The following is an 18,940-nucleotide window of genomic DNA, read 5'->3' as shown; positions in this document are numbered from 1 at the left end:
TATTTTCAACAATTACCTATAACTTTAACCTCGCGCCCATTTCCTCGATGCCACTTTCTTGCTAGGCTTTAATGCGCAAATTGAAAAGCATAAAAATTAAACAGGAAGCACTATGTCTGCTACAAAAACTAGAAAACTCGGCCTCACGAGTAAGATTATTATCGGTATGCTTGCCGGTATTATCCTTGGACTGCTGTTACGCAATCTGTTTCCAGAGAGTGACTTTGTCAAAGAGTACATCACTGAGGGTGTACTCAATGTTATTGGTACCATCTTTATTTCAAGCTTAAAAATGCTTGTTGTTCCGCTTGTCTTTGTTTCATTAGTTTGTGGTACATGCTCACTAAGCGAACCGTCAAAGGTGGGACGCTTAGGTGGTAAAACAATTGCGTTTTACCTATTTACGACCGCTATCGCACTTTCAATGGCGATTTTAGTCGCTATTGCCGTTCACCCAGGTAACGCAAGTCTCGTAACCGAAGGCATGCAGTTTGATGTCAAACAAGCCCCTAGCCTTTCAGATGTACTAATCAACTTAGTACCGACTAACCCACTGCATGCAATGAGTGAAGGCAACATGTTGCAAATCATTATCTTTGCGGTAATTTTTGGTTTTGCAATCTCACATATTGGCGAGCGTGGTACACGTGTTGCGGCACTGTTTAACGACTTAAACGAAGTGATTATGCGTGTTGTTACGCTTATCATGCAGCTTGCACCTTATGGTGTATTTGCTTTAATGGCGAAGCTTGCACTAACACTAGGAATGGAAACCTTTGGCAGTGTAGTTAAGTACTTTTTCGTGGTATTGGGCGTATTGCTTATTCATGCCTTTGTTGTTTACCCAACCTTACTTAAACTATTCTCGGGACTAAACCCATTCACCTTTATCCGTAAAATCCGTGATGTTCAGTTGTTTGCTTTCAGTACTGCCAGCTCAAATGCGACCTTACCTGTTACCATTGAAACTGCAGAGCATCGTATGGGGGTCGATAATAAGATCGCATCGTTCACCTTGCCGCTAGGCGCTACCATTAACATGGATGGCACCGCGATTATGCAAGGCGTTGCAACAGTATTTATCGCGCAGGTATTTGGTATTGAACTTACTATCACCGATTACGCAATGGTGGTAATCACAGCGACGCTAGCCTCTATTGGTACTGCTGGTGTACCTGGTGTAGGGCTAATCATGCTAGCGATGGTGCTCAACCAAGTTGGTCTGCCAGTTGAAGGGATCGCGCTAATTATCGGTGTAGATAGATTGCTCGATATGGTACGTACAGCTGTTAACGTCACTGGTGATACCGTTGCAACAGTTGTTATTGCTAAGTCTGAAAATGAATTTGACGAAGCACTATTTAATGATACTCAAGTTAATGATACTCAAGCGGGTAAAGTTGCCCCAGGTTTCAATGCTCAAGTTCATGCAGAAGAGAGCAAATTAAACCGCTAATTGAGGTTTAATTTATAAAAAATCAAAGGGCGCATAACAGCGCCCTTTTTGATGTTTCAGCTTAAATATTAATTGCCTACAAGTTTATTTTAGCATCTTAATGAGCTTCGCCGGTATACCACCAACCATACTATCTGGCGCAACATCTTTATTCACGACAGCACCTGCAGCAATAACAGAGCGCGCGCCAATTGTCACACCTTGATTAATCACCACATTGCCACCAATCCAAACATCATCTTCAATGATGATCGGTAAGCAAAATGTTTCCCAACGGCGACGACTCATATGATCAACACTGTGTGATGCAGTATAAAACTGGCAGTTAGGACCTATCATTACATGATCACCAATGGTTATTGTTGCGCCATCAAGCATAACAGCGCCCATATTGATAAAACTGCCATTGCCTATGGTAATTTGTTTACCAAATTCGCAATTAAATGGCTCACGCACAATAGAGTTTTCACCGATATTTAATAACTGCTTCATCAAGCACTGAGTTTCACTAAAGCCTAAGCTATTGTTAATTTGCTTTTGCAATAAATAAGCATTGTCTCGTACCGCTGAAATTTCAGCATCGGCGCCTTGAAACACTTCACCATTGAGCATTTTTTCGTATTCAGTCATCGCTTCGTTTTTCTTTTGTTATCGTTTAAAAAAGGCATAACTCAGAATCTAAGTTATGCCTTTCAAAATTATGTTATTGCAAGCTCTCAGGGGCTTATCAGCTTATCTTTCCCAGTATGACTCTTCCAAGCTATCTTCACGCTCAGGTAGGCCACGAGACAGCCTTGGGCTATGTTGTGCAAGTACTTCGTATGCAACGCGGTTTGCATATTTACAAATTTGCGAGAACGACGAATAACACAAGCCATCACGCTTATGTTTGCTCGAACCAGGCACGTTAGTCTTGTGGAAGGTATTTGACGCTAAATCATGTAATAACGCCGCCAACGCACCATCACCCGCTCCGTTAGTATTGCGGATAATTTCAGGACCGCCCATGTAAGGAGAGATATGTGCGTACACTTTGATTGGCGAATCACAATCAGCTTTTAATTTAGGACGCGAGAACTCATAACGGTTAAATTCAGGAATTGAACCAGGTAATAAAGTATGGCTAGTTTCGCGCTTTTCAGAATCTTCAGTGTAACCCGCAGTATACAAACCTAGTGGACCTGCTGTAGTTAATACCATGTCACACCAATCAAGTGCCGCTTCACTGGCTAGCAATGGATCGCTAAAGCCTGTTAACGCTTCACCTTCATCTTCGTTCATCGCCAGAATGGTCACATGTTCTTTAATGAACTCTTGCCACCATTTTGGATCTTCTTCAATTAAGAAACGAGTACCTAAGGTTAGTACGACTGGTACTTCAGCTTCTTTAGCGTAATTAATTGCTGTCATAGCGGCATCGGTGATCTGATCGCCACCACTGGCACGCATTAGGTAAGCAGTTAAGATCAGTGCAGAGCCACCTTGGATCACCTCTTTATTGATATAAGTTGGTGTTAGCTGATCCATTGAACCTTTACTAATTGCAAACGTGCGCTCACCGCATTCAGAGATCAAAGTAAAGCAGCGACCAATCGGGCCTGCAACAGGTTGTAAATAGTTAAGATCGACTTTAGAAGACGTGTTGCACAAGTAACGATATGCATAGCTACCGACTTCAATATTTTTGCTCATCACGCCAAATAATACTGAGCGATCATCAGCTAAAATAGAGTAGTTATGTACTGTGTTACCAATTGTGCCACCAGCAAACTCATCACTAATCAATTCATTGCTTTTTAGCTCGGTATAAAGTGCATGGGCCTTGTCGTCGTCAATCAAAGTTGAGTTGCCTTTAGGCAGCTCGTATCGCGTCAATAACTCATCTTCCACCTTGGCTTCAATATCCACTAATGTCTGATCAATACCAGAAATATAAGTAGAAATGGGCTGCGGTTGCTGGATCAACTGTGCAAGCAGTGGATCGCGGTTCTTGACAGGAAAATAATGTTTAGACTTACGCTGACCTGGAAACTTCATATAGAGCTCTCTTTCATTCGGCATCCATGCAAAATATAAATTAAAACGGCTAAGTGATCTCAACCTGTTTACACCGACTTCGCGCAAACAAGCACAATACTTTTACTAGCAGGCCATAATAAAAACTCATCATTAAAAATTTGTTTATCTCTATCACAAGTTAAACAAAACAGTGAGCAAAATGGCCCTACTACGCAAAAAGGTGGGGGATTTTACCACACGCCACCTCTTTCGCTAGCTGAAATCACTATAGAAGTCAGAAAAATTAATTCCAACCTTTTGTTTGTTGTTCAACTATTTTAGCCAATAAGCCAATATGCGGCTCAGAATCATTCAAGCAATCAATAAACTCATAGTGCTCGCCACCCGCTTCTAAGAACTCTTCTTTGCCCTCTTGTGAGATCTCCTCAAGGGTTTCTAAGCAATCACAAGAAAATGCAGGGCACATAATATCAACCGACTTAATCCCCTCTTTTGGCAAAGATTCAAGCAAAGCATCGGTTGCAGGACCAATCCACTCTTCTTTACCAAATTGTGATTGGAAACAAATGCGCCATTGCTGATCAGTTAAACCTAGCTCTGCTGCTAACAACTCAGCTGTTGCTTGACACTGGGCTTGGTAAGGATCACCCTCGGTAATATAGCGCAGCGGTACACCATGAAAGGACATTAATAATACTTGTGCTTGACCTTTGGTTTGCCAATGGTTTTTTACAGACTCTGCCAACGCCTTAATATAGTCTGGGTGATCAAAATACTGTTTATTGAATCGTAGCTCTGGAATATCACGCTCAGACTTTAACAGCTCGGCTATTGCATCATAAACAGGCGCAACCGTTGAGCAGGAGTATTGTGCATACAGCGGCAATACAAAAATCTTGTCAGCCCCTTGCGCCTTTAAGCTATCAAGTCCTGATTGCAAAGACGGATTGCCGTAACTCATGCCCAATTCAACAGGAATGGTTTGCCCCAGCGTTTGCGCTAATAAAGCTTTGAGTTTATCGCGCTGCTTTTGGCTAATCACCATCAGTGGTGAGCCTTCATCCCACCATATAGATTGATAAAGTTTAGCCACCTTTGCAGGGCGAGTATTGAGAATGATGCCATTTAAAATGGGCTTCCAGATCCAAGGGGATAGATCCACAACCCGCGGATCACTTAAAAACTGTTTGAGGAATTTTTTTACATCGGGAGCAGTCGGTGAATCGGGGGTACCCAAGTTAACTAATAACACACCGAACGAAGGGGCTGAGTTACTCACATGAATTCTCTTTTAAACAAGATATTCAGCTCAGGCTATCACTGCAAAAACCATAAAAAAAGCCCATTATCATGGGCTTTTTAAAATATGAGAACTAGCTCATAAACAGATAATCACTCGAGTTAATTTTATACTCGAGGTGAGATTATTAGCTTAGTGCTGAAACGATTTGCTCGCTAACAGACGCAACAGATTGAGTACCATCAAACTTGTTGTAAGTCACTTCACCTTTAGCAGCAACTGCACCATAGTATTCAACTAGTGGCTTAGTTTGCTCATGGTAAATATCAAGACGCTTACGTACAGTTGCTTCTTCATCATCAGGACGGATTGCTAGATCTTCACCGGTTACGTCATCTTTACCTTCAACCTTAGGCTGGTTGAATACGATGTGGTAAACACGGCCAGAACCTGGGTGAACACGGCGACCGCTCATACGCTTAACGATTTCCTCGTCTGGCACGTCGATTTCAATCACGTGATCAAGTGCAATACCACTTGCAGCCATAGCATCAGCCTGTGGAATAGTGCGTGGGAAACCATCTAATAGGAAACCTTTAGCGCAATCATCTTGAGCAACACGCTCTTTAACTAATCCAATGATTAGCTCATCAGATACCAACTGACCCGCATCCATTACTTTCTTAGCTTCTAAGCCTAGTGGCGTACCCGCTTTAACGGCTGCGCGTAGCATGTCGCCTGTAGAAATTTGAGGAATACCATATTTTTCCATGATGAATTGGGCTTGAGTACCTTTACCGGCACCTGGGGCACCTAATAGCATAATGCGCATCTAAATCTTCCTCTTAATTTCGCACTGTGATCCCCACATCATCCAATGGCGAATAACAAAGTCGCCGATCTGGTGGGTATTATATGTTTAGGGCGGCGATCTTCGCATAAATGGCCGCCATTTTGAAGTCATTTGTCCTTCGACTTTAGCATCACAACTAACAAATATCTTTGACGCGAATCAGTAAAGTAAGGTGTATAGCTTACGTCGATATTGATTCGCTAGCGTATTGCCTTGACCTAACGCAGTTAAGATCTCTAAAAATGACTGTTTTACCTTGCCATCTTGTGCAGACATGTCTTTTTGCAATGGTGTAAAAAGCAGCTCTAACGCTTCATCATTACGTCCCGCTTGATGTAATGCTTTGCCAAGTTCAATCACTAACTCCAAATTAGTTGGATCATGCTCTACATCTTGCTGTAACTTACGTATTTCTGGGGTGTCAGCAGCATCAAGCGCTAATGCAAGCTTAGCTTTCAAACTTTGATAATAGCTATCTTGGTCAGCCAAACCCACTGAATCTAATAAGGTCTTGGCATCTTCAAGTACGCCCAATGACAGGTACACATCAGCTAGCGCTAACGCGATTTCAGCCAATTGTTGTTCAGCATAGGCATCTTTCAACAACGGCAGTGCCGCAATTGCGTTATTTTCAGCTAAAAATACTCGTGCTTGATTAAGCTTTAATTGCCACTCAGCGGGTAAATGCTTGTCGAGCATCTCGGTAATTTGCGCCGCTTGTTGCACGCCAGCAAAACCATCCACAGGCTTACCTTCGTGCAATACTAAGGTTGTAGGCAAACTTTGGATTTGAAAATAATTGGCAATTTCCATTTCCGTTTCGCAGTTAACTTTCGCTAATACAAAACGGCCATTTTGTTGCTGTGCGATGCTTTCAAGTGTTTGCATTAGGCTTAAACTTTCTGGGCTTTGACTCGCCCAAAATGCCATAACAACCACCTTCTCCATCGAAGCGTCAACCACCTGTTGGATGTTTTCTTTAGTCAGCTCTAGAATCGATTGCATAACTTTTCCTTCGCTAGTAGCGAGTGACCATAAAAAAGAGGCAGTATAACTGCCTCTTTAATCATAGCTGTTGATTACTTAACGCTAGCCAATAACATTTGGTTCATTAGCTTAATAAATGCTGATGGGTCAGCAAGGCTACCTTTTTCAGACAATAATGCTTGCTGTAACAATAGCTCTGACCACTGTGCAAATAACTGCTCGTCTTGCTCGTCATTCAAACGTGCAACTAGCGGATGCTCTGGGTTTAGCTCAAATGTTGGCTTAGATTCAGGTACATCTTGACCTGCAGCCTGCATTAGCTTAATCATCTGGGTAGACATTTCGCCTTCGCCTGCGACCACACATGCTGGCGTATCTGTTAGACGAGTCGTTACTTTAACCTCAGAAACTTTATCGCCTAAGCTGTCTTTAACACGCTTAACTAAACCTTCAGATTCAGTTTGTAGTTTCTCTTGCGCTTCTTTCTCATCTGCATCTTCAAGCTCACCAAGCTCAAGATCACCGCGAGTCACTGAGTGAAGTTTCTTACCGTCGAACTCAGTCAAGTGGTTGATTAACCACTCATCAATACGTTCAGACATCAATAATACTTCAATATCTTTCTTGCGTAGCACTTCAAGGTGCGGGCTGTTTGCCGCAGCTTCATGGCTATCAGCAACGATGTAGTAGATCTTAGACTGACCTTCCTTCATGCGCTCAACGTAATCAGCCAATGACACGTTAGCCGTTGCTTCACCCGTGTAAGTCGATGCAAAACGCAGTAGACCTGCTACACGCTCTTTATTAGCAAAGTCTTCCGCTGGACCTTCTTTTAGCACTTGACCAAACTCAGTCCAGAACGATTGGTATTTCTCAGCGTCATTTTTGGCAAGCTTTTCAAGCATGCCTAATACACGCTTAGTCACAGCGGTGCGCAGCGCGGTAGTGACTTTGTTATCTTGTAAGATTTCACGAGAAACGTTTAGTGGTAAATCGTTTGAATCAATCAAACCTTGCACAAAGCGTAGATAGCTTGGCATGAACTGTTCAGCATCATCCATAACAAATACGCGCTGTACAAACAGTTTTAAACCATGTTTGCGGTCACGATTCCATAGGTCCCATGGCGCTTTAGCCGGAATATACAGTAAGCTGGTGTACTCTTGCTTACCTTCAACGCGGTTATGGCTCCACAATAATGGATCTGCGAAGTCATGAGAAATGTGCTTATAAAACTCTTGATACTCTTCGTCTGACACATCGCTCTTATTGCGAGTCCAAAGTGCTGTAGCCTTGTTCATCGGCTTCCAGCTACCTTCTGTTGCTGGTACGGCTTCAGTATCTTCAGTTGCTTCTACTGCAGGTGTGCCCTCTTCAAACATCTCTACTGGTACAGAGATGTGGTCTGAGTACTTAGTGATAATAGAGCGAAGACGGTAATCATCTGCAAACTCTTTCTCATCTTCACGTAGGTGAAGCGTAATTTCAGTACCGCGAGTTTGCTTAGAGATGGTCTCAACAGTGAAGTCACCTTCGCCTGCAGATTCCCAAAGCACTGCTTCATCAGCACTATGGCCAGCTGCACGAGTGCGAACTGTAACGCGATCAGCAACGATAAAGGCTGAATAAAAACCAACACCAAACTGACCAATTAGTTGTGAATCTTTTGATTCATCGCCAGATAAGTTTTTAAAGAAATCAGCTGTGCCAGATTTTGCAATGGTACCTAGGTGTTCAATCACACCATCGCGAGTCATACCGATACCATTGTCTTCAATAGTAACTGTACCTTTCTCTTTATCGGCACTAATGCGAACGCGCAGTTCACCGTCGCCTTCATAAAGATCGTTATTTGTTAGGGCTTCATAACGTAACTTGTCAGCAGCGTCCGCAGCGTTAGATACGAGTTCACGTAAAAAGATCTCTTTGTTTGAGTACAAAGAATGGATCATCAAATGTAATAGTTGTTTGACTTCGGTTTGAAAGCCATGCGTCTCTTGTTGTGACATGAAATGTTCCCTTTAAAAATCAGTTTTAATAAAGCTTACAAACAAGATGGGGCTATAAAACTACTTTTCAAGGGAAAGAATGTGGTTTGCTTTTAATTGCACAAAAAAAATCCAGTTATTGATACTCAACAACTGGATTTCGAGATGATTACAAGCTCAAACAATCACTTATAAGCGCATATAATGCAGCGCTCATGGTAAACATGATTAAATCGGTAAGCGACCGTTAAAAGAGAGCGCCAAAGTGGTACTGTCAACATACTCAAGCTCACCGCCAACAGGCACACCGTGGGCAATACGGCTAACGGTTAATTGATGACGTTTCGCCATATCAGCAATGTAGTGCGCGGTCGCATCACCTTCAACAGTTGGGTTCGTCGCCAAAATCAGTTCGCTCACTTCACCTGATGCTAAATGTTGCTCCAGTAACGCCAGTCCTAATTCCTCAGGCCCCACGCCATCAAGCGGTGATAAATGGCCAAGTAATACAAAATAACGTCCAGTGAAATGACCACCAGCTTCAATTGCTAGAACATCAGCAGGTGTTTCGACCACGCATATGACTTCTGAGTGACCACGTTTAGTACTCACGCAAATAGGACAGTAAGTTTCTTCGGTAAATGTACGACAGGACTGACAGTGCCCCACATCAGACATCGCCTTACCTAATGCCTCAGACAACTTCGCGCCCGCTTTGCGGTCACGCTCCAATAGCTGAAATGCCATTCTTTGAGCCGATTTTGGGCCAACGCCCGGTAAACAACGAAGTGATTGAATAAGATCATCAACGAGTGGACTAAATTTCATTTAACGTTCCGTTTATGGGACATCACAGCGCCCCAACATTTAATTTTATATGATCAGAGTTACTGCACAGCAAACACGCTCTAGCTTACAGGACAGCAATCAAAGCAAACACTGATCTTAACACAGATATTTATATTACAAGCTGCAAATTTAGCGCCTTTGCACTGACTGATAAATAGCCAATCAAAATCTGAGACAGCAGCCTTTAAACTCATTGATATTTTAGACTTTTATAAACAACTTCACTACAACTTATGAATGACGCACCTCATCAAAAAGCATGCTTTAGGAGAATAGGTAAACTGAAAAATTTAAGCTAAAGTTGCGCCGCAAATACTGAGTTTTATCAGGAAGATTGAATTTAATTTAATGGAGTATATCAATGAAACTTAACACTCTTTTAGCACTTACACTTGTTGCAGTCGTTGCCGGCTGTGCAGCTAAACCTCCACGTGTAGCTCAAGAAAAAGTTGTCGACGTGGACGGTGTAACGCTGAAGTTTAATGGTAGTTTTGACGACGAAAAGAATCTATTAATTTTGAGTGTTAATAACGACCCCGTTATGCAGGGCAAATTCCCCCCGTACACACCAACCCAAAACCTGAAAGCAAACTACAAGGAAATTGAGCTGAGAAGTCATTGTTACTTTGGTTCAGTGTTAGGCAATCAAGGGGGGGCGTTTGGTGCTATCGCAGGCATAGTCCAATCATCTAACAACTCGACTGCAGACAAGTGCGAACTTTATGTAAATAATGAGCTGGTTGAGCACCTTTACTTCTAAAGCTTTGCAGTTCAATGACAAAACAGAGGTATGGCTGTACCTCTGTTTCAGCAACTTAGCAGTGCGTATTTGTGATTTTTCATAAAGCTAGCTTTAGTCATATTAAGCGCGTAGCAACCTTGATTATAAAAATACCCACCAGATTTAAATAAGGAAACCTTCTCTTGCTTAATCTCAATAACACTCAGAACTCTGTTTGAAATTGTTATAACCAAGCAAGAAAACGCAGGTTTTTATATTTGTAAACAAGCAAATATGTTTACCAATAAATATCACTTGCAGAAGTTCAAATGCTCCCTCAGCTCAGGTTAAACCTCAGCCGTAACAACTGAGTTTCATTTGTGGAGAGCACAGCTTCCCTTCTTCATGGAGATGATCAATGGCTATGACCAAAAAGACCACACTTTTAATTGCCATAATGGTCATGATGACCAGCCACGCTATCGCAGAGCAATCGCTATTTAACCCGCTGAACGAAGCAAAAAATAATAAGCAGTCCAATCGTCACTTCACTGAGTATCGACTTGTTTCAAATATCCAGAACTCAAAAGCCACTACGCTAAATGTTAAGGGCAAATTAAGCCGCGTTAGCTATAAAGTCCCTGTAACTTATGAGCCAAGCCATATTATTAATAACTATAAACAACAATTTACCGATATTGGTGGCGAGTTGATATTTGAATGCCTTCATGCAACCTGTGGCAATGTAAAATCACTTTATCGAACCTTAAAACCACTAAATAGCATACCTAGCCAAGCAGCTGCTATGTTTACCGGCAAAGTACAACTGGATAAAAAGCGAGTTTATGTATCGGCTTTTTCGGCAAACTGGAATAAGGAAGCAGCATTACAACTGGATATCATTGAAGTTATTCCTGAACCGCTCGACTTAATCAGTGTCAATCCAAGCTATTTAAGCAGCGAAGTTAAACAAAAAGACTTCAAAGATCTGCAACATAAAGATACCCAAAACGCTAGCGACCACCCCATGCTAGCGCGTTTACCCGGCGCTTATATTCATGATTATGAGCAGTATAACTTTGGTCAAACCGCAGTGTTTACCGCGGTAAATAAGGGACAACACAGCATAAAACAGCTAGAAGGTAAAATTACCGACATTAATTACAAATTACCTCGTGCTTACTCTGAATATGAAGTGAATGCTAATTACCATTCAGCTTTAATAAAGCTTGGCTTTACGCAAACATTTTCCTGTAAGGGCAAAGCTTGTGGTCAATCCCGTCACATTAAAAAGCGTATAAAATCGCTAGCCTTTAATGGCTTTGATGAAAATCAATTCTACGGTCTTTACCAGCTAATCAGGTCTGAGGGTAATGTTTACGCAATGACTTACATCATAGGTTACCCAGGCGCATTATGGGCTGAAATAAAAATCATCGAAGAGACTCAACTAGTTGATGATAAAGTCAGTATCGATCTTGAGGGACTTACCGATAAGATCGCCCAAACAGGTCACGTGGCGTTAGATGGACTGCTATTTAAATTTGATAGCGATGAAATGCTTACTGAGGCCCACAGCGTTATTGACGTTGTTGCAACCTACTTAAAAGCGCACCCTAAGCAGCGCTTTTATGTCATCGGACATACAGATGATCAAGGCAAGCAAAGCTATAACCAAGTGTTATCTGACAAACGTGCCAAAGCGGTAGTTAAGCAGCTCACCACCGCGCACAACATCCCTAAAAGTCAATTAGTGGCTAAGGGCGTTGGTGAGTATGCTCCTGTAGCAAACAACAATAACGAAGCGGGTCAAAAACTTAATCGTAGAGTAGAGCTAGTACTCCGCTCAGATAATAAGTAATCATTCACCAACAAAGGTCAAGCTCACCACTTGACCTTTTAGTTTTAGACTTAGTTAGTTTTATCTAACAAATTAGCGAAATGCTGTTAAAGCGCCATCGCTTTTACATCAAACGCCACGTTAGAAAGCTGCCCAGTCGCACTCGCGGTCATTTCAGGGCGGATCACCTGCCAATAGGCTCTATCTTGCAAGCAAATCGTGCCAGAAAAATCATCAATACGTACGCCGCCTTTACAATGCTTGCCCCAATAGTCACGATTTTTATCAGCAAACTTGATTTCAATTGTCGTAGTTTGAGCTTGAACAACATGCATCAAATTCACCCCACCAGCAGCAATGGCCAAGCTAAAAATAACATTACCAAACATAAGAGCTAACATCTGCTTAGCCAGGCTTTGGCCCATTTGCTGTGCTCGTTCTCGATTATCAGCTGACATGGCATGACAGATAAAAACTGGCAAGCTAACCAAATAAATGATGATTGTGGCAGTATAAAAACTGCTAAACACATCATCGCGCCAAAGTAAGTCAGAAAAATAAACATAAGATAACAAACCAGACACTGCTGCAACGACATAGCTAAGCAGAGTGTATTTAACGATCCGCTGCACTAACGTATGTTTCGCAAAATAAAAGTCTGTCAGTTGTGCCTTATTCATAGTCAACAAACGCTGTAAATGCAGCTGTAAGTCATCGATAGTGACAAAACCAAATTGCTTTTGTCGCTCTTTAGCCGCTTTAGAACCACTATAAAATAGGGTCAATAGCCCCTCTTCCTTAGTTAACAAATCGAAAGTAAAAGTAAACTCAGCATACCCTGATTTTGCTTGCACGATTAACATCGGCATCGCCTTTGCCTCTGGTTTTACGCTAGAGTTTGCATCAGCTGTTGCCTTAGCTGTAGCTGCAGCGTTAGATGCCTGTTCATGCGTTGGTAGCGTGTCAGTCTCTGCGAGTTCAAGTGCTTGTTTAAGTACTTGTTTTAGCCTTGTCTGGCTTGTTAACGCACCGAAGCTTTGGCTTTGTCCACTTGCGAGCATTAACGAAAAACTGCTGATTTTCATATTCACAACACCTGCTCTAACAATTCAGAGATCAAGGTCTTATCACTCCATTCATGCTCTATTTGAGTATTTCTGTAGTGTTGATCCATATTGGCTTTTTCGGCCAAAGATAACTGCTTAGCAGCTTGTTTGACTAAAGCCCGAGACTGAGAAAAATGATTGCCTCTAGCGTATAGCGCCCATTGATACGCCATGGGATAGTTACCCAAATTAAAATAATACACAGCCAAATTATGCTGCGCCGCAGGAAAAGATTGCCCAGCGGATTTTTCTAGCCAATATCGGGATTTTTGCGGGCTTTGTGGTACGTAATGCCCAAAGTGATAAAACAGACTTAAATAGTATTGTGCAAAAGCATTATTACTATTTTGGCTAAACCAGTGATACGCATGCTGATAATTATCAGCAGCTTCTAAGTCGTAAAAATAAAGCGTCGCCAGTGCCAGCTGACTTGGCATATCACCTAACTCGGCTGATGGCGTGAAAAAAGCCCTTGCCTCTGAATAACGTTTCTCGGCAAATAACACCAAACCAAGTTCACGCGCCTCTGCTGCAGGCAGACTATTACTGTACTTTTCTATGCCGCTAAGTGCGATGGGTGGGGCGCCAAACAAAGCATTAAAAATAACAATGACGATAAAAACAAAGACGGAAACAACCAGTCCTGACAGCTTATTTTTCACGTGCAGCTCATATTATTGAAGACAGCGGTAGTCTGACATACAGGCAATTCTTACTGCAAGGAGATACGGAGTAATACCAATCAATACTAGAATTTGATCAACCCAGAGCGATTTTTTACAAACTAATTTAAAGCTAATAGCTGCATTTTTTGATGAGATTTAGTGCTTTTAAAAAGTTATGCTAATACAACATAAATGCTTGGTGAACCAAGATAATGTCAGGGTTAGCTAACTAGCCTAAGCAAAGAAATACGTTAGTTATGAAAATGACCACAGGCGTTAGAAGCAGAGCGGAAATTTGATACGCACTAAATACTGACATAAACAGATCTAGTGATACTCCATCAACAACTAGCTCTTCCTAAAGTAGGAGCTGATTTCACTCCAAGATGCACACAATACAGCAACGTTAGACTGTTTTTATTGAATTATTTTTCACAAAAAATCTTTTACCCACCCAGTTATTTAACATAAAAATATCACCACAACGTTCTCACCTAAATCACTGATTGATAATACCGCAATACCAACCTTACCCATCACTGTTCTCAATATCGACCCAGTGAAATCCTATTTTTTCCATATTTAACAGATGCTTATAAACACAAAATATGATTAGCACTTCTTTTTTTTGTTACAAATTTCTGCAACAATCGCGCCGAACGTTAATAAAAATTAACGACTTTATTACAAGCTAGGGGTTGATCCATGAAGTATGCAACAAATATATCTACATTTTCGTCATCGAACTCTCCACCTACCTAACTATCCATAAGTTTCAAATATTACTAATAAACATTTTTAATTTTGAGTTTGGCCTTCAAATATAGGCTGACAAATTACTAATCGGAAATAACAGCAATGTTAAATAAATCAACAGTTGCAATCGCTATTATCACCATGCTTAGTGCTGGTTCAGTGAACGCTGTAGTGTTAGACGGTGAAAGTCAAGGTGACCACGTGCGCTTATATGGCGAAGTAGGTGTAGGGGGCCATTTTGACACTCATGCAGATTACAACCACGATGAGTTCTACGATACCAAAGGCTATGTAGATGATAGCTTTGCGACTCTAGGGGTAACGGGGCAACGTCAACAATTTACTTATCGTCTAGAGCTAGACTACCAACGCCGTAACTGGCTTGGCGGTGACGGTGAATTCGAATTGGCCATCGACAAGTTGTACGTAGGTTATCTCTTCACTGAACAACAGTGGGTCGAGCTAGGCCTAACTGATACAGCATTTGATGATTACGACCACTTTGGTGATTTCACCTTCAACAAATCCATTGAAACCGGTGAAGCTGGCGATCAAGAAAATACCGTTAAGTATCAAGCAAAGTTTGAAAATCTTATTTTTGGAGCTTCTTACTCATACGATGGCGAACACAAAAGTGGTGCCCTGCAAGGTGACATCATTAACGGTTATATGGGGTGGATGTCTGACTTTTTATCTGTCGTAGTTGGCGTAGAAACCCGTGGCGGCTCTAACGGCATCAGTAAATACGGTGAGCAAAAACTAATAGGTTTAGGAGCACGCCTTAAACTAATGTCAAACCTTTCTATTGGTTTAAATGGCTTTTTAGAAGATGAAGACTTGTCTACACGTAAAAGCGGCGAAGTACACCTAGATTACCAAACCTTCCGCAACTATGGATTAACGGCCAGTGCTAAATACGATCTGAATGAACACTGGGAAATAATTAGCTCTATAAACCACGAAGAGTATGAAGGGTGGGATCTACTCGCTCCGAACTACGACTATTCAGAGTTACCACCTGAATACGGTAAAGAGCGTCGTTGGGCTAGCTTAGGTTTTAACTATCGCCCAGCTCGTGACATCGTGCTTTCACTTGAAGGTCGAGTTGGCGAAGCTCCAGAAGCAGGCTACGCATACGTGCGCATGTACTTCTAGTCCTAATCGTATTCAATTTTACAGAGTCTACTATGAAGAAAAGTTTCCTATCGCTGGCCATTGCCAGCACCATTAGCATGGGCGCCTTTGCTGGCGTTGAAGACTTGCTGATCACTGAAATGACCCAAAGTACCGATGCAAACGTGGGCGCGGTTGAAATTACTAATACAGGCTCAGATGCCTTCACCTTTACCGACGACATTACTGCTTACCAACGCTCTAGTGGTAAGTACGACAACGAATTGCTTAACGCTGATGCTAAGCCACTGCTGACAGGTCAGGTACTTGCACCAGGTGCTTCGATGGTGGTTGTCAATAGCAGAGCCAGTGAAGAGTTTCGTAATGCCATCACGGCTCAAGGTGGAACTGTTGTTATCTCTACCTATGACAGCAGTAATAAGTACAACAATCTGTTTCTGACAAGTGATGACGGTTTCTTCCTGAAAAATGGTGATACTGTTATCGACCGTGTTGGAGCAGCAAATGAGTCTAGCAAGTGGGCTCCAAATACCACTTTACGTCGTAAAAAAGCTGCTGATGGCAACAATCCTGCTCAATCAGGTACTTTCGATGCGACCAAGTGGCAGAACATCTTACCAATAAGATTTGATGATTTAGGTAAATCAGAGCTACCTGCCGCTGATGCAGAAGACATAATGGACATCTTCACATGTCCAATAGATAGAAGCGAAATTAAGGCTCCTAGCGAAGTCCAAGGCACAGGCTTTACCTCACCTCTGATTGCCGAAGGTAAAACTGAATCTGAAGAAAAGATAGCCGTAGAAGGGATAGTTTCAGCTAAGGTGTCTATTCCGAATGAGGGCTTCTATCTTCGCAATATTGCCTCTGATAACAATCCAGAGACTTCCGATGGTATCTTTGTTAGTTCTAGCGCAGCCGGTGACTTGAAGGTTGGTCAGACAGTTTGTATTGGCAGTAAAGTAGTAGAGTTTGAAGGTCAGACTCAACTATCTGCAGATACTGCATTTAGCTGGAATGTTACTGATACTGACATCTTCACTCAGCCTACCGATATTGAGGTTATTAGCTCTGATAACGGCTCATTCGATAAGACGTTGGAACGTTACGAAGGAATGTTGGTTAACCTGCCTACAGATTTGGACCCTCAGACTGATGGCGACCAAGATATGCGTATTACTCGCAGCTTCAGTTACAACTACCTTTTAAGTAGTAAAGGGCATAACCGCAACAACATGGTGGCGGCTTATAAACGTCCTAATCTTCAGCCAAACCATTTGCATGTGGCAGGAAGCCCAGAGTCGAAGGCGGCCTATGAGCAAAACAATGACTATCGTTTAGTGATTGAAAGTGCCACTAAATCCAATGGCACCGAGTTGCCTTATTACGCTGGTTTTAACAGTGACCCACACACCAACTACATCCGTATCGACGATAGTTTAATCAACGCGGAAGGTGTAATCAGTCAATATGAAACTGAGTTGATCCCAGGGACTGACAAGTATGATCAAGACTATAGCCTGACTATAACCAACCAGTTGACGAGTGATAACTTTGTTCACAACTTACCGCGTACTGAGACACCAGATCTGAAAGATACTGTGGCAGATGATGATTTTGCTATCCGTATTTCTAGTCAGAACCTGTTTAACTTTTTTAACTCTCCTTTCGGTGGCGACAACAACAACTTTGGTCAGAGCCGAGGCGCAGATAGCTACGATGAATACATTAACCAGAGAACCAAGCTGGTAGAAATTATTCGTGCTCAAGATGCCGATGTCATGGCGTTGATGGAGATTGAAAACAACGGTTTTGGTGATGCTAGTGCAATTGCCGAGATTGTGAATCAGGTTAATATTCAATATGTGGATGAGAGACCTCAGGATTACAATGGTCCTAACTCTACTGAGAACCGTTATGTGTTTGTTGGTTTTGACAACAATGGCAATCAAATGTTGGATAACCTTGATGCCATTGGTTCTGACGCTATTGCAACAGGCATCATATATCGTCCAAGTAAGATGAGCATTGAACGTACTCGTGTTATCCCAATGCCTCAACAAAAAGCACCGACTATAGTGAATGACTTAGGTGAAGTGATCAAAGATCAGAATCAGGAAATTCTAGAGAACGGTCAGAATTACCACCGTGATGCCTTGGTTGTAACCTTTATCGTTAACCAAACAGGCAAGCGCTTGACTCTAGCTGTAAATCACCTTAAATCAAAAGGCTCTACTTGTTGGGAAGAATGGCAAGGTGTTGAGTTTGGTAATGCTACCACCTGGAACAACCGTACAGCGCCAGATCTGGACTACCAAGGCTCATGTGCTGAGTTCCGTGTAGCAGGTGCCGTGCACTTAGGTGAAGAGATGGAAGACGTTCCAGGCGATAAGATCATCCTTGGCGACTTGAATGCTTATGGCAAAGAAGATCCTATATTAGTTCTTACCGAGAACCCACGCAACAAGACAATCGTTACCGCTAGTCACACCTTCCTTGGACCTAAGCCTCAGTTCAACGAAGATGGCTCTCCTGTCATCATCACTAAAACTTATGGCTACATCGATATCGTCGCTGAAAAGCTCATGGAAAAGGGGAAGACACCTTGGAGTTACTCTTTCAGTGATGAAATTGGCTCACTGGATCACATCTTGATCTCACCTTCTCTAAAAGACCGCGTGATTGATGCCACTGACTGGCATGTTAATGCTGCAGAAACCGGCCTGTATGACTATCAAAACCGCTTTAAAGGTACCATCGACGGTACTGGAACGCATAAGTTCTACAAAGAGGACATCTATCGCGCATCGGATCACGATCCTGCACTAATCACTCTGAACTATAAGCCAGGTGATGCAGATCGTAACGTGCCTCTGAACCTGCCAAAACTAAGAAAGCTAATCAAGGTTCCTTATCAGATCCCAACGGGTATTTCTACTCAAGTTGGCGATGTCGCAACAATCAGTATGAGTCCTGATGATGATGAACAGCGTTTAGATTTGAGCCAAATGCTACTGCCTAATGTGGTGATTTCTAATGACTCAACAGCATTGGTCAACTTCGAGGTCTTTGGAGCACCATCAGCTATCTACAAGGTGACTGTAAGGCTACAGCGAGATGGCAAAATTTTAGCAGGCTCTGAGCAATCTTTCCTAGCGAAGGTCTCTAACCGCGACTCCTTGATTGCGGACATTGTAGAGGAAGAAAGCGACCAAACTGGTGGTGACGGTAGTGCTGGTAGCACAGGTTTCATTAGCTTGTTATCCCTGCTTGGGCTGGCTGCTATGCGCCGTCGCCTTCGCAAATAAGCCTTCTTCTCGACGATG

General features: G+C 42.3%; 14 protein-coding genes. 5 read left to right on the top strand and 9 right to left on the bottom strand.

Translation table 11 applies throughout. The annotated features are described in order from the left end of the window. The first annotated feature begins 112 nt into the window (after positions 1 to 112). Complete coding sequence (locus L884_RS0109405; protein WP_028767262.1) at positions 113 to 1,456, top strand: dicarboxylate/amino acid:cation symporter; 1,344 nt, start codon at positions 113 to 115, stop codon at positions 1,454 to 1,456. Between the two features lie 84 nt (positions 1,457 to 1,540). On the opposite strand, the gene L884_RS0109400 is transcribed toward L884_RS0109405, so the two are convergent. From L884_RS0109400 to recR, 7 genes are all read right to left on the bottom strand, one after another. Continuing rightward, a complete protein-coding gene (locus tag L884_RS0109400) occupies positions 1,541 to 2,086 on the bottom strand; it encodes a sugar O-acetyltransferase (RefSeq protein ID WP_028767261.1) in 546 nt (181 codons plus the stop codon). Between the two features lie 102 nt (positions 2,087 to 2,188). After that, positions 2,189 to 3,493 (bottom strand): inosine/guanosine kinase, encoded by a 1,305-nt coding sequence (locus L884_RS0109395; protein WP_028767260.1) that lies wholly within the window; start codon positions 3,491 to 3,493, stop codon positions 2,189 to 2,191. Between the two features lie 265 nt (positions 3,494 to 3,758). Beyond that, a complete protein-coding gene (gene hemH, locus L884_RS0109390; protein ID WP_028767259.1) occupies positions 3,759 to 4,754 on the bottom strand; it encodes a ferrochelatase in 996 nt (331 codons plus the stop codon). A 148-nt stretch (positions 4,755 to 4,902) separates the two neighbouring features. Continuing rightward, complete coding sequence (gene adk, locus L884_RS0109385; protein ID WP_028767258.1) at positions 4,903 to 5,547, bottom strand: adenylate kinase; 645 nt, start codon at positions 5,545 to 5,547, stop codon at positions 4,903 to 4,905. A gap of 180 nt (positions 5,548 to 5,727) precedes the next feature. Then, positions 5,728 to 6,573 (bottom strand): tetratricopeptide repeat protein, encoded by an 846-nt coding sequence (locus L884_RS0109380; protein ID WP_028767257.1) that lies wholly within the window; start codon positions 6,571 to 6,573, stop codon positions 5,728 to 5,730. 74 nt (positions 6,574 to 6,647) lie between these two features. Next, positions 6,648 to 8,564: a molecular chaperone HtpG gene (gene htpG / locus L884_RS0109375; protein WP_028767256.1), complete on the bottom strand. Its 1,917-nt coding sequence runs from the start codon at positions 8,562 to 8,564 to the stop codon at positions 6,648 to 6,650. Positions 8,565 to 8,771: 207 nt separating this feature from the next. After that, positions 8,772 to 9,371, bottom strand: coding sequence for a recombination mediator RecR (gene recR / locus L884_RS0109370; RefSeq protein WP_028767255.1), 600 nt, complete (start codon positions 9,369 to 9,371; stop codon positions 8,772 to 8,774). A gap of 382 nt (positions 9,372 to 9,753) precedes the next feature. Between recR and L884_RS0109365 the strand changes: the two genes are divergently transcribed. Continuing rightward, complete coding sequence (locus tag L884_RS0109365; RefSeq protein ID WP_028767254.1) at positions 9,754 to 10,152, top strand: hypothetical protein; 399 nt, start codon at positions 9,754 to 9,756, stop codon at positions 10,150 to 10,152. Between the two features lie 379 nt (positions 10,153 to 10,531). Beyond that, a complete protein-coding gene (locus L884_RS0109360) occupies positions 10,532 to 11,974 on the top strand; it encodes an OmpA family protein (RefSeq protein ID WP_051435597.1) in 1,443 nt (480 codons plus the stop codon). 86 nt (positions 11,975 to 12,060) lie between these two features. On the opposite strand, the gene L884_RS0109355 is transcribed toward L884_RS0109360, so the two are convergent. Together L884_RS0109355 and L884_RS0109350 are read right to left on the bottom strand one after the other, a co-directional pair. Then, the gene (locus L884_RS0109355) at positions 12,061 to 13,038 is read right to left on the bottom strand and encodes a hypothetical protein (RefSeq protein WP_028767252.1); all 978 of its coding nucleotides are present in this window, start codon (positions 13,036 to 13,038) and stop codon (positions 12,061 to 12,063) included. Between the two features lie 2 nt (positions 13,039 to 13,040). Next, a complete protein-coding gene (locus tag L884_RS0109350; protein WP_028767251.1) occupies positions 13,041 to 13,721 on the bottom strand; it encodes a tetratricopeptide repeat protein in 681 nt (226 codons plus the stop codon). An 861-nt stretch (positions 13,722 to 14,582) separates the two neighbouring features. On the opposite strand from L884_RS0109350, the gene L884_RS0109345 reads away from it, so the two are divergent. Both L884_RS0109345 and L884_RS0109340 read left to right on the top strand, forming a co-directional pair. Then, a complete protein-coding gene (locus L884_RS0109345; RefSeq protein ID WP_028767250.1) occupies positions 14,583 to 15,635 on the top strand; it encodes a hypothetical protein in 1,053 nt (350 codons plus the stop codon). A 32-nt stretch (positions 15,636 to 15,667) separates the two neighbouring features. Beyond that, entirely contained in the window at positions 15,668 to 18,922 is a 3,255-nt protein-coding gene (locus tag L884_RS0109340; RefSeq protein ID WP_037410711.1) for an ExeM/NucH family extracellular endonuclease, read from the top strand. The last annotated feature ends 18 nt before the right edge of the window (positions 18,923 to 18,940 follow it).

Origin of the sequence: Shewanella fidelis ATCC BAA-318 (assembly GCF_000518605.1) — a bacterium.
Lineage (GTDB): Bacteria > Pseudomonadota > Gammaproteobacteria > Enterobacterales > Shewanellaceae > Shewanella > Shewanella fidelis.
This window is presented reverse-complemented; position numbering and strand designations above follow the sequence as displayed.